Raw genomic sequence first — 12607 nt, forward strand, 5'->3', positions numbered from 1 at the left:
ATTTATAATATATAAATTAAATCCTTTAATAACCCACACGCACCCCACCCCAAACCCGCCCCCAACACCCCCCCCCGCCCGCCGGGGGCGCCCCCCCCCCCCGTGTGGTGTTATAAGAAAACACCACACACTAACTACATACCCCTTTATCACTTAAATGGATATGCCCAAATCTCTCCCAATTTGTCCCCAATTAATTCTACAGTACCATAAATAACCATCCATTGAAATTAATACGTTATTATGCAGATTAAATATCTATGGCTGTCAAAAGTAATAATTCCAGGATAAATCTCCGGGACTAACATTCCCCCTAATACTATGGGGAGTTTCACTCCTCGCAAAACCCATAATCTGACCAAAACAATCAAGCTAGGAAACAATGGGATAACGGAAACTAAACTAAAACAAAACAACCTAAACAGCTAAACAACTTAAACAACTTAAACAGCTAAAAACAAAACCCATAACAACCTGACAACTAAAAACAAACTTAACAAGTTAATACTAAAAACAAATCAACTAAAACAAGCTAACAACTAAAACAAAACCTAAGAGAATTAATCTAACAACCTAAAGCAAAAACTAGTAGGTAAACTTGAATAGGGATAAATTTAAGGGAATTTAAAAAAAATAGTCAGAAAGGAATAAAATCAGATTTTATTCCTTAATATTTGAAGATTACTTTGAAAAAGGTAATTACCTTATTCTACTACTTCAGCGAAACCAAAGTTCCTGCGGACGGAGTTGATTCTGATTTTAACTTCGTCACCGACTTTAGCTCCAGAAACAAAGACAACAAACCCTTCAATACGGGTAATGCCGTCGCCATCTCTACCTAAATCTTCAATTTTAACATCGTATTCTTCCCCTTCGTTAATAGGGGCAGAATTTTCCCTTTCATCTCTTCCGTAACTACTTCCAAACATTTTATATTCACTTCCAAATAATTTGCCTAAATGGCTAAAAAATTCATGAATTCTTAAAAAACTTAATAAAATTGATTTTATTCCGCTTCAAGAATTTCTAGTTTTTATTCTACAATTTCTGCAAAACCGAAGTTTCTCCTGACGGAGTTCACTTTGATTTTAACTTCATCTCCAACTTTAGCTCCTGAAACGAAAACAACAAACCCTTCTATACGAGTAATGCCGTCACCATCTCTACCTAAATCTTCAATTTTAACATCGTATTCTTCCCCTTCGTTAATAGGGGAGGAATTTTCCCTTTCATCTCTTCCGTAATCATTTCCGAACATTTATTCACTTCCAAATTTGCCATTAGAAATGGCTGACTTTACTATAGAACTGGATGCTTATAAAGGTATGTTAAATTTCTGGCCTTTTTTGACTAAATTCTATAGGGAGTAGTGTAATTGGGATAGATGCATACACTCAAAAAGGGACAATGATGTGGAAAAACTCACACTCATGTCAGTATAACGAAGCTGAGTAGGCCCCTTTTTGGAGCTGGTACTTACTACCAATTATAACCTTCCAAGATTTAGGTTTTACTCCCTGTTCAAGTTTTACTCCAGGTTTAGGTTATACTCCCGTAAACCGATCCTGATCTGTACAAAAGTAATTTAATAACCAGGTACATACTATCCTCCATGGAGGTTAAAAACAAGATAATACTGGCTCTGGATGTCCTCAGCATGGACCAGGCCAGGGAATTACTGGATGAAATTAGTGACTACTTGGACACCATTAAAATTGGTTATCCTCTGGTTTTAGCCGAGGGTCTGGAAGCGGTAACCCAGGTGAAAGAAGAATACCAGTGTAAGATCATCACTGACTTCAAGGTGGCGGATATACCGGCTACCAACCAGAAGATCGCCGATGTGACTTTCCAGGCTGGTGCCGATGCCCTTATTGTGCACGGCTTTGTGGGGCCGGATAGTGTGGGCAGCTGTGTGGAATCTGCTGAAAAGTATGGTAAGGAGGTTTTTCTCCTGACAGAAATGTCACATCCTGGTGCATCCCAGTTCCTGCAGCCAGTTTCCATGGACATAGCCCGTATGGGGGTGGAGATGGGTATCCAGAACTATGTTGGTCCTTCCACTCGCCTGGACCGTCTGGAAAAAATTAGAAGTATCATTGGGAAGGATTCATTCCTCATATCCCCGGGTGTGGGTACTCAGGGAGGAGACCCCCGGGATACCCTTAAATTTGCTGATGCACTGATTATTGGCCGGAGCATATACCTAGCCCCGGACCCGGTAGAGTCCCTTGAGTCCATCATAGATTCTATTGAATTTTAGGCCAGCCATTTCATAGGCCACGTCGAAAAGTATGAAATAAAGGAAGGTTACTGGCTGGAAAAGGTTCACTCCCGGGATCTGGAAATGGGGGTAGATCATCTGCAATCCTCCCCCTACCGCCAGCACCAGAACTGCTATTTTGAGGACGCAACGGTACTGGAAGAAGGTTTCTACTATTTTTACTCCTTTTAGACTTTCCCGGTCATTCCCCACCTCGTCCAGCCATGCTGCAGCTGTGCAGATGATGAGTGCGGCTAGCCCTATTTCGGGTATGCCAAATATGAATAGAATTCCCACAAAAATTGCTAAGGTGACCAGGTGGCCCAGTTTGTCCACTTTACCGGCCAGGAGGGTTCCCAGCAGTATGGCCAGGAAGATGGTGGCTGCATCAGCGAAGTTCACCGAGAGGTATCCTATGGCCGCCACACATATTAACCCGCCGATGATGCCCAGCCGGGTGTTGTTCTCCATGTCCAGGGCATCATCCGAGAATTTCATGAAAAATCCGGATAATGCGTAGAGTACTGCCTCTAAAATCATGATTATTAAGACTCCTTAAAGTTATTTTTTTAATCTATTCTATTTATCTAGTTTTTCCCGGGCTCCGGCCACCATGAGGGGGAATATTATGGTGGCATCTCCAATTACAGTCACCAGTTTGGATCCGCATTTGGCCTTGGCCCATGATTTGGCCTCTTCCAGGGGTGCTCCTCCCAGGCTGCCGGCTTCACTGCGGTCCAGGGTCACCTGTATAGCAGCATCCACTCCACCGGTTAAGATGTTGGAGGCCAGGGCGTAGTGTTTGGGGAGTCCTCCTCCCAGGATCACGGTGGCCACCTTTTTTGAACTGTAGACTATGTCTGATAATTCGTGCATGTCTCCGGGTGCATCCAGGGTTAGCTGGTTTTCCTGGGTGAACATCCACAGTTGCAGGCCCAGCATGCTGTCAATGAGGCCGGGTGCATAGATAGGGACATTTTTTTCCGCTGCAGTGCAGATTATGGATTCCGGGTCCTGGATAGAGTTTCCTATCTCGGTTATAAACTCCCGGATATTGAGTTGATTGTTTTTTTGGGCAATTTCCTCCAGGAGGGTGCTTATCTTTTTTTCGAAGACCTCGAAGTCCTGGGCTTTGGTGTAAACATCACCGATACGGCCCATGCCCATCTGGCAGAGTTCTTCATCAGTTTCATCGTGTTCCCGGTAGTGTGAACCACCAAATGTTTCCAAAAGATCGTGGGTGAGGTTGGCTCCACTGGTGATAACCACGTCCACGTGGCCATCTGCTATCAAGTCCCGGATGATCTTCCGGAGGCCTCCGGGGACCATGGGGCCGGCAATGCTCAGGAAAACCGTGGTTTCCTCGTCACTGATTACTTCTGCCAGGAGTTCGGTGGCCCTGTACATTCGGCCAGCCCCTAGAACCCCACTTTTACCCATTTCCTCAATTAATTGGAGGGTGGTCATTCCAGGGTCTATTTTCATATGATTAATCTTCAATTCTGCACTTCCTGTTGATTTATAATAATTTATACTGAGTGATAATACTTTTTGTCAAGTTATAATACTTCATGTTGAATTATAAACGGATCGGAGTGGATCCATAAAGTTATAAAGAGATCTAAAAAGACCGGTAATTAATATGTGAAGATCCCGTGGATCTATAGGAAAAGGAAATTCTTGATGAGAATCCTTGAAAAATATAGTTTGGGTTTTGGTTTATTTAATGATTTATTTAAAAATTGGGTTAAGTATGAGAATCACTCCACAAAATTTAAAAATTAGGTTGGGAGAATCATCTCCCCTCTAATATATCGGTGGGAATCACCCCACGATCTATAATGATCAATTACGTCCTGTAAAATAATGATCAATCAGTCCTGAAAATGATCGAATAACGGTTGAACTTAGTTAGTTTAATGAAAAAGAGTTATTTTAATCTTTTATTTTAGTCCGGCGATTTTATCCAGGAGATCAGTACGGGTTACAATGCCCTGTGCCTTTCCTGCCTTGTCCACCACAATTAAACGACCAATGTGTTTTTTGTTCATGAGTTCAATGGCGTCGGCAATGACCACATCTTCGTCCACGGTGATGGCTTTTTTGGTCATTATATCCACTACTTTCATATCTTCCCGTGCCTCAGCCAGGGCTCGGCTGATATCGGAGAGAGTTACCATTCCCCTGACTTCCCCGTCATCCATTACGGGGGCGCCTTCTATGTTGTTGGTGGATAAAACCCGGGCAGCGTCTCGGATGGTGGTTAATCCGTCCAGAGTTATGAGATTGGGTGTGGCTACATCCATTACTCTTCTTTTGGGGATACTGCGGATTCCAGTGGTGTCCAGGAGGAGTATGTTGTCCATGTCATCCCGGCCTACTACCACTCCATCCACCACCAGTTTGTTTACTGGTGTGGGACCTACCCGTATCTTATCACCCAGATCCAGGGTTTTAATGTTTCCCACGGCCTTGATAGCTGCTTCACATTCCCCCGGGTGGGGGATGCTGGTGAATTCTATTTTGGCCACGGAAATATCCCTGACTGGTTCTCCATCTTTATATATGGGCACCAGACTCTTTTTGTCGGTGTCCTGGATGTTGAGGGTGTGGTATGCCTTGATGGTTGGTTTGTAACCCCCACGGGGTCCGGGGACTCCTTTGACCAGGCCCAAGCTCCGGAGGGATTGCATCTGATTACGGATGGTTCCAGGGTTACGGTTCATCAACTCAGCTATTTCTTCCCCTTTAACGGACATTCCTTCTGAGTTGCGGTATAAATTTATGAGACTCTGTAGTATTTCCTTCTGAACTGATGTAAGCATTGGACCACCGTAATTTAGTACATAAATACTTGAATGTTATTTCTATTTTTCATTAATTTTCAATTATTATTTATTATCCGAAAGGTAGTTATGATTTACCCTTATTTATAATTATTTATAATTATCATTAATTGTCACTCATGATTATATAAAGATTTGGATTATTACGCCTTATTTTTAAGGATATCAAAAGGAAAATTAGTAGGATAAGTTAATACTTGAGGATTTTCCATCAAAATTTTGTTGGAGAAGTAATAAATTGTTAGGGAAGGGCTAAGTTTTTGTTTGTATTTTATTCGGAGAATAAAATGATTAGAAGGAGTTTTGAGTTTGGGAGTTTCATTCTAATAGGTAATGTTTTTATTTTTATTTTAGTGCTCTCAAATATCAAAATTCAGAGTAATAGAAAATATTAATATGTTAATGAATCATACCTTTTTTGGGGAATTATATGAATGGCGAAGGAGAGGGAAATTCAGAAGCAATTAACGAAAATGATGTATCTCTTTTGATTGATCTTACATTAAGTCATAATAATCGAGAAATTCAAGAATTTCTTAAATCAAAGGAATTAACATTCTCAGGTAATACTCAAAAATTGAGAGAAAGATTAAGAAAATATTATGATAGTGGAGATGTCACAGTTGAAGAAATCATTGCACTTTTAGATCAATTAGAGGAGTACGGAAATCAACATATTTACCTATTTACTCTCCCTGAAAACTATTTATCCCTGTTAAGAGATGAAGAATCATTAAGACTACACCTTGAAAGACATGAAATTTTAGAATTATATAATGAATATCAACCTCTTTTTTTGCCAGAAAATCCAGAAATTATTTCTATTAATCATGATTTAGATTGGTTTAAAATCAGATGGGGAGTTAAAAAAGAAGATTTCGGCACTCCAATTGAAAAGAATATAATACAAGAAGATGATGGTCAAAAATATTTGATACAAAAATTTTTGATAAAAAATATACGCGAGACCACTCTTTTCCAAGTATCAATGGTTAATGGAGATGCTGAACTATTAATTCATCGTTCAACTGATTCTAATTATGAACAAGAGAAGGAAAAATACATGAATCAGATTTACGAAATTTTTAATTGGGATCCTCTAAATCCTATTGAATTAAATCCTGCAATTGTGCATATAGAAGCTTCAGGAGAAGTTAGAACTAGAAATATAAATCTTCAAACACCTAGAATGTCTAACATTGAAATTGTTAGTCCCTCAAAAGAACAAAGCATTAATGATGATCCTGATGCTTTAACTACTAGAAATAGTGTCAACATGGCAGTAGGGAGGAGAGGTAACTTCTATTGGTTGCCAGAACGTTCTAATGATGCTTTAAGAAAAGAATTATATACCAGAATTTATCCTGATAGATTTTCAGTTTATGGCGAAAGGCATGAAGAAGAGGTAAATTATGTCATTGGAAGAATTAGACATCATCTACCATGAAAATACTCGATTTAAGGAAGATGTTGAATTAATTAAGAATTATATTAAAGAAGCACATATGGACTATGGGGATTTAATAAGTATTGATCACATCGCTGCGTTTACAGGTCGTAAAAAACATGAACTAGAACAAATATTCAAACTAGGATCAAATGACGGTTTGTTCGAGTTGTCATTGGTTTACTTCTGTAATGGATACCCAATTGGAGAGATAGGAGGGACTATTCCTCCATTTGAAATTTGTTGTGATATTTGCGGTAAAGAACATATTGTCACCGAAGATGATATAAAAAACAGCTACAAAATACTGTTCGAGACCAAATTAAAGGAAAAAGAAATAACAAATAAAAAAGATGTTGTTGAAAAGGAAATAAATATTGATTTTGGAATAATTACTGCAATTAAACCCGAATTAGATGCTGTTAAGAAATTAATTAATCTGGAACGAGTCGATGTTGGAGTTCGCACATATTATATTGGAAGTGTCAATTCAGATTCTAAATTATATAACATAATAGTTGTAAAATCACCAAAGGCAGGTAGTAATGATTCAGCTGCTGTTACTGCAGATCTAATAAGAGATTGGGACCCAAATTTTATAATTAAAATTGGTATTGCAGGGGGATACAAAGGAGATGTAAAACTTGGTGACGTGGTTATCTCAGATCAGATATTCGTATATGATTACACCAAAGAGCTTGATAACATATCCAAAATACGACCAGAAGTTTTTAGATCTGACTTTAGACTAATCAACTTGATTGATAATTTTGAATGGAATAATGATGGACTTAATGAATCAAAACACATTATAGCCCCCATAGCAACAGGGAATAAATTAATTAGATCAGAAAAAATCTGGCATGACATCCGTGAAAACGTGCATGATAAAATTTGTGCTTTAGAAATGGAAGGTGGAGGAATCGCTACAGTTGCATATCAACAAAAAGTTCATAAAGGGGTTTTAATTATTAGTGGCATTTCAGATTATGGTGATTGTGATAAAGATAACAATTGGCATAACTACAGCTCGAATATTGCAGCAAAATTCTTTTTCGATTTCATTAAAAATAATTCATCACTTTAAAAACTAATGCGTCTAGATAATGTAAAAATAACCATAATAGGAGGGTATTAATTTGCCTAAAAAAAATATTCACATTGTCAAAGGTGAAAAAGGTTGGGATGTTAAAAGAGAAGGAGCACCAAAAGCCTCGAAAAATTTTGATACAAAGGCTGAAGCACAAAAATATGCAAACAAACAAGGTCAAAAAGACAAAGTTGAAGTAATACCTCACAAAAAAGATGGAAAATTCCAAAAAACAGGACGTAGTAGTTTCGGTAATGATCCCTGCCCTCCCAAGGATGAGAAATAGTTTATTTCATAATTAAGACTATTAAACTTCAAGGAGTCTGAATTCAATGCAACAAGCATTTGTCATCATGCAAATTGGTAATCCGGAATTAGACAGTTTTTATGACGAAATTCTAGTTCCTACATTGAAAACATGTGATTTGGATGTAAAACGTGTTGACAAACATAATGAAGGCAATCTACTTAAAAGTGAGATTGTTAACTTCATAAAATCTTCAGATATTATTCTCGCAGATCTGACAAATGAAAGACCCAATTGTTATTTGGAAGTAGGATACACGATGGGCCTAAATAAATTTCAAAACTTAATTTTAATTGCTAGAGAAGATCATCTCCCCGAAAGCCCTAATTTTAAAAAAAATGGTCCAAAAATTCATTTTGATTTAATCGGTTATGACATTATCTTTTGGGATCCAAATGATCTCAATGAATTTAAAATTAAATTAGAAAAACAGATAAAAAAACGATTAAAATTAGTTAATCAAGAGAACTTAAGGAATTTTGTTGAAAAGAATGTGATTGACGAATCGAAAGATTATATTAAAGAAAAAGATGATGTTAGCTTACGTGAATTAATTAAAAAACAAATGAAAACAATTGAAAATCAATGGTTAGATCTTTATCCTGAACTTGATGAGGCATATGCGGAAAAAGGCAATACAGTTATTATTGATGGTTTAAAAGCATTAGAAAATTACACTGACCAAATAACCTCAATTGGATTAACTTTGATCGAATACTCCTCTGATTATACGAATGAATTTCTTAAAAGTCTTCAAAATATTTATAATTTATCAGATATATTATTCGAAGGTAAAGGAAATTATAGCTCAAGACACATAATAAGATATTTACCTCATGTAACTTTATTTAACACTTATTGTTGCTTAGGCGCTTGTGCAATCAAAAATGAAAGATTGGATATTTTAGGCAAGCTCATAAAAATTGAAATGATTAATGAAGATAGTTCAAATCTTATATCAAACCCCATATGGTTAATAGAAAGTGTATTTTACCCATCAATCTTTGCAGATTCAGATTATTTAGTAGGAGCATTCAAGTTTTTATATGAATCTTATGAATACAAAGAATTTTTAAATGAATTCTTCAGATCTAAAGAAGAATTTTTAAAATACTTATGCCAATTTAGCTTAATTTTAACTTTATACTGTTTCAAACTGCAATTTGAAAATCCAAAAACAAAATATTGGATGAACCCTGTTTTTTCAGACTTTTCAGGGCATAATTTAAACAAAGTGATGCCATTACTATTAAAGATTAAAAATAATAATTCTTTTGCATCAGAGTTCTCTGAAAAAGTTTTCGGAGAAACAACTGATACATTTATTGAAAAATATCCAATTAGATGTCTATTAATTAATAATATTATTGATACTCCCAGAACATCATCACTTAGAACATACAAATTAAATTGTAATTTCTTTTCAAGTTAATATTCACAATCAAAAAAAATAGCCCTCTAAACCTCGCTCTTCAGCTCCTTTAACTCTTTTTCATCTCTGAGACCCGTTTTTGTAAATCCCGGAATTCATCCATTGAATAATTAACCAGGAACTTTTTACGTTTAAGTATCCTTGAAGTGTGAGATTACTCTGGAGTTTTTTACATCTGGGTATTCAAGTGATATGAATATCCCAATTAAAAATCTTTTAAATATCTCTGTTTAATTTCATCGAATTCTTCCTGACTGAGAGCTCCAATATCCAATAGTTCTTTAGCCTCTTTTAATTTCTCCGCCAAAGTTTGTTCAGGTATCTCTTGAGTTTTAACCTCAGAAGTTTTAACCTCCAAAATACGAGAATTCAACTTATCCACAAACTGTTTTAACAAGTCACGGTCAGTGACATTTATACCAATCTTTTTAGAAAATGTGGTAGTTTCAATGTATAATTTGGGCCATCTGGATAAGGTAAACCCTTTATCATAACGAACACTTAATATATCTTGATATTTAATTAGTTCACTCTTTGAATCATCTGCAAAAGGATTGTTACTTCTTAATATAATGCAAACTCCTTCATCTTTTAAGGTGACCGTACCATATTTCGAATTATGGTTACACGGCAAACTAATAGCTTGTTCTTCGGGTTTAGTCATTTCCTTATTCCTTAGTAATTGTGAAGTAAGTGAATTAATTCTTGCAATTTTTTATTTATTAAAATTTGGAGGATTTAAAAAATGTTTAAATATAATACAGGATAAGCAAAAATTTCCCTAAGATCACCCCAGTCCTGAGGATGCATGAGCCAAGATAATTGCTTCATTAAAAGTCCTCAAACCTCTAAATCTGACAAATATCCTTTGTAAGATTTACACGTATCTCAGGTTCTTTAAGTCCCTCTACTTTTCTTCTACTCCCCTCTGGTTAAATTTCAACCATTTCTATGGTACCTTTCTTATATGGACTTCCAAAAACACGAGGAACATATTCATTGAAAAATAATTTCCTTTCAATATTTGTAAAGTGGAGCTCCCGGTTATTACCCACAAATTTTGGGGGTGCATCTCTTTGAGGGCCTTTTAAACCTTTAAGAGTTGCATAAATCCTTTACCTTCGATATTATTTTAGGATAGTCATGATAACATTATAACCCAAGTTTAATTCAAGGATCTGCCATTAAATCCATAATAGAATCCTAATTAAGCCAGGAATATGCTGTGATGATTGAGAAATTATTTAATATCCTGTAAAAACTGTATTGCCCGTTGCCATAACAATTCAGATGATTTTCTGTTGTAATCTTGTGAATCTGGGTCAGTGAACAGGTGTCCTGTGACAGGATACTCAAAATATTCATAACTGGCGCCAGATTGATGAATGCTCTTTGAAAATTCATCGATAAATTGTTGATTTTTCCACGGATCTTTAGCTGCATAATGAACCTGAACAGGGACACTGGATGGCCACCGTTCAATACCAATCATATTAAGAGGTAAAGCAGCGTGAAATAAAATACATCCCTTGGCACCCGGCTTTGTTCCAGCAAGTAACTCAGCCGACGTTCCTCCATTCGAAAATCCAGCATAAACTGTTTCACTGGGAAAATCTTTAACTGAAGAAATAGTACGAGACACCATTTCTGCGATTCCAATTTCCTCAAATTTTTGGAGTGCTTGTTCCATATCATCAAATGTTTCACCATTATAAAGATCTGGAGTGAGAACATTGTGTCCTTTATCTTCTAACATTTCTGCAGCTTCAATTATTCCCCTTCGAAGCCCTAAAACCGAATGAAAGATTACTATATTTGCCATAAATCGCTCTCCTTATTTAACAATCCCTTTTATTTTGAAACTATTAATAATTTAGGTTCTTAGATTTTTCATGCTTCTCGAAGCTTTGTAAGGCTGTTTTAGAGTTTTAACCTATTGTGATTAACCCTACTAAATAATGATGAGTTAATATCGTGAAAACTTAATTTAATATTCTCAATCAAAAAAAATAATCCCTCCTAAACCTCACCTTTCAACTTTTTTATCTCCTTTTCATCTCCACTACTAATATTATGCAGTTCCCGGATTTCATCCATTATATATAATGTTAATAGCACATGATAGGAGAATTTACCTGACATCAAAAAAGTTTTTGATGTCACAAATTAATAATAATAAAATTTTTAATCAGCTTACAATATTAATAAATAAGATAATCATAGTAATCTAAAATTACCTGGAAAATTTTATTATGATGGGGGCGTAATCAAATGGAAAATATTAATTGGAAAGCAGTACTGGCAGGTTCTGCTACCGCAATAGTTTTAGGTGTTTTATCTTCGTTTTTATTGATGTTATCTCCAATTTATTCCTATGGAATATACGTTGGATTCCTAATCGGTGCTCTATTAACCGGTTATATGGTCGGAGGAACTTATGTGGAAGGAGCAAAACACGGGATAGTGATGGGCATCATCACTGCCATAATATTAGGGGGAGTTTCAATGATCTTTGATTTAATTTTTCCCCGTGAGGCTCCAGCAAGCATAGTTATTATGGGAGAGATGTATGCACTCATTATTACATTAATCGTGTGTTCCGCTGTGGGCTCAATTTTAGGAGGTATTGGGGCAGAAATAAAAGGTTACAAATTTAATATGGGCAAAGTAGGTGGGGAAAAAATAAAGGTGAATTGGAAGGCGGTTATTGCTGGATTTGGGGTTACATTTTTAATAGCTCTATTTACTGGATTGTATTTACCAAAAATGGGTTTAATAGCACCAGTAATCGGTGGATTCATTGCGCTTTATCTTGTGGAAGTGATTTATATTAATGGAATCTTCTACGGAGGACTGCCAACAAGCATAGCGGGACTTATATCCGCCCCATTGGTCGTTTTCTTATCACCAAATCAAACAAACATTCAAGTGGCTAATTTAAACATATCACCAGAAACAATCACTGCTATTTCATACATATTGGGAACAATTTCAGGTTTCATACTATTTCTGTTCATTGGTACAATCTGTGGAATCATCGCAGTGGCTGTGCAAAAAAAGACCAATAAAAAAGGAGTATACATATTAATAGCAGCTGTTGTAATTGTTCTTGTGTTTATTTTAGCAAATGTAATTCGTGTGGGTGCGGTTCTAAGTACTTTTGGGCCAGCTTAACAAATTTTCTAAGAAATATAAGTATAATATCTTATCTATAATTTTAGG

General features: G+C 36.3%; 13 protein-coding genes. 6 read left to right on the forward strand and 7 right to left on the reverse strand.

Annotation, left to right across the window (positions count from 1 at the left end; genetic code table 11):
• Nucleotides 1-704 precede the first annotated feature (704 nt).
• A complete protein-coding gene (locus tag QC759_RS01335) occupies nt 705-929 on the reverse strand; it encodes a TRAM domain-containing RNA chaperone (protein WP_048073569.1) in 225 nt (74 codons plus the stop codon).
• 104 nt (nt 930-1033) lie between these two features.
• A complete protein-coding gene (locus QC759_RS01340; protein ID WP_048073570.1) occupies nt 1034-1258 on the reverse strand; it encodes a TRAM domain-containing RNA chaperone in 225 nt (74 codons plus the stop codon).
• A gap of 354 nt (nt 1259-1612) precedes the next feature.
• Here QC759_RS01340 and pyrF point away from each other — a divergent pair, with 354 nt between their 5' ends.
• Nucleotides 1613-2263: an orotidine-5'-phosphate decarboxylase gene (gene pyrF / locus QC759_RS01345; protein WP_048073571.1), complete on the forward strand. Its 651-nt coding sequence runs from the start codon at nt 1613-1615 to the stop codon at nt 2261-2263.
• Here the strand turns inward: pyrF and QC759_RS01350 are convergent.
• From QC759_RS01350 to QC759_RS01360, 3 genes are all read right to left on the reverse strand, one after another.
• The gene (locus tag QC759_RS01350; RefSeq protein WP_048073572.1) at nt 2207-2803 is read right to left on the reverse strand and encodes a hypothetical protein; all 597 of its coding nucleotides are present in this window, start codon (nt 2801-2803) and stop codon (nt 2207-2209) included. The two genes, pyrF and QC759_RS01350, sit on opposite strands and share 57 nt — an antisense overlap.
• A 39-nt stretch (nt 2804-2842) precedes the next feature.
• Entirely contained in the window at nt 2843-3763 is a 921-nt protein-coding gene (locus tag QC759_RS01355; RefSeq protein WP_048073573.1) for a deoxyhypusine synthase, read from the reverse strand.
• Nucleotides 3764-4206: 443 nt separating this feature from the next.
• The gene (locus QC759_RS01360) at nt 4207-5088 is read right to left on the reverse strand and encodes a CBS domain-containing protein (protein ID WP_048073574.1); all 882 of its coding nucleotides are present in this window, start codon (nt 5086-5088) and stop codon (nt 4207-4209) included.
• Between the two features lie 451 nt (nt 5089-5539).
• Between QC759_RS01360 and QC759_RS01365 the strand changes: the two genes are divergently transcribed.
• Genes QC759_RS01365 through QC759_RS01380 form a run of 4 tightly spaced genes read left to right on the forward strand, consistent with a single transcriptional unit; the run spans nt 5540 to nt 9385 of the window.
• A complete protein-coding gene (locus QC759_RS01365) occupies nt 5540-6556 on the forward strand; it encodes a hypothetical protein (RefSeq protein WP_048073575.1) in 1017 nt (338 codons plus the stop codon).
• The gene (locus QC759_RS01370; protein ID WP_048073576.1) at nt 6522-7643 is read left to right on the forward strand and encodes a 5'-methylthioadenosine/S-adenosylhomocysteine nucleosidase family protein; all 1122 of its coding nucleotides are present in this window, start codon (nt 6522-6524) and stop codon (nt 7641-7643) included. Before QC759_RS01365 ends, QC759_RS01370 begins: the two co-directional genes overlap by 35 nt.
• A gap of 52 nt (nt 7644-7695) precedes the next feature.
• Complete coding sequence (locus QC759_RS01375) at nt 7696-7932, forward strand: DUF2188 domain-containing protein (RefSeq protein ID WP_048073577.1); 237 nt, start codon at nt 7696-7698, stop codon at nt 7930-7932.
• 46 nt (nt 7933-7978) lie between these two features.
• Complete coding sequence (locus QC759_RS01380) at nt 7979-9385, forward strand: hypothetical protein (protein WP_048073578.1); 1407 nt, start codon at nt 7979-7981, stop codon at nt 9383-9385.
• Between the two features lie 205 nt (nt 9386-9590).
• Here QC759_RS01380 and QC759_RS01385 read toward each other — a convergent pair whose 3' ends face one another.
• Complete coding sequence (locus QC759_RS01385) at nt 9591-10049, reverse strand: SHOCT domain-containing protein (RefSeq protein WP_048073579.1); 459 nt, start codon at nt 10047-10049, stop codon at nt 9591-9593.
• A 576-nt stretch (nt 10050-10625) separates the two neighbouring features.
• Nucleotides 10626-11207, reverse strand: a complete 582-nt coding sequence (locus QC759_RS01390) for a dienelactone hydrolase family protein (protein WP_048073580.1) — start codon at nt 11205-11207, stop codon at nt 10626-10628.
• Between the two features lie 449 nt (nt 11208-11656).
• On the opposite strand from QC759_RS01390, the gene QC759_RS01395 reads away from it, so the two are divergent.
• Nucleotides 11657-12559, forward strand: coding sequence for a DUF5518 domain-containing protein (locus tag QC759_RS01395; protein WP_048073581.1), 903 nt, complete (start codon nt 11657-11659; stop codon nt 12557-12559).
• The last annotated feature ends 48 nt before the right edge of the window (nt 12560-12607 follow it).

It is taken from the genome of Methanobacterium formicicum, from assembly GCF_029848115.1.
Taxonomy (GTDB): domain Archaea; phylum Methanobacteriota; class Methanobacteria; order Methanobacteriales; family Methanobacteriaceae; genus Methanobacterium; species Methanobacterium formicicum.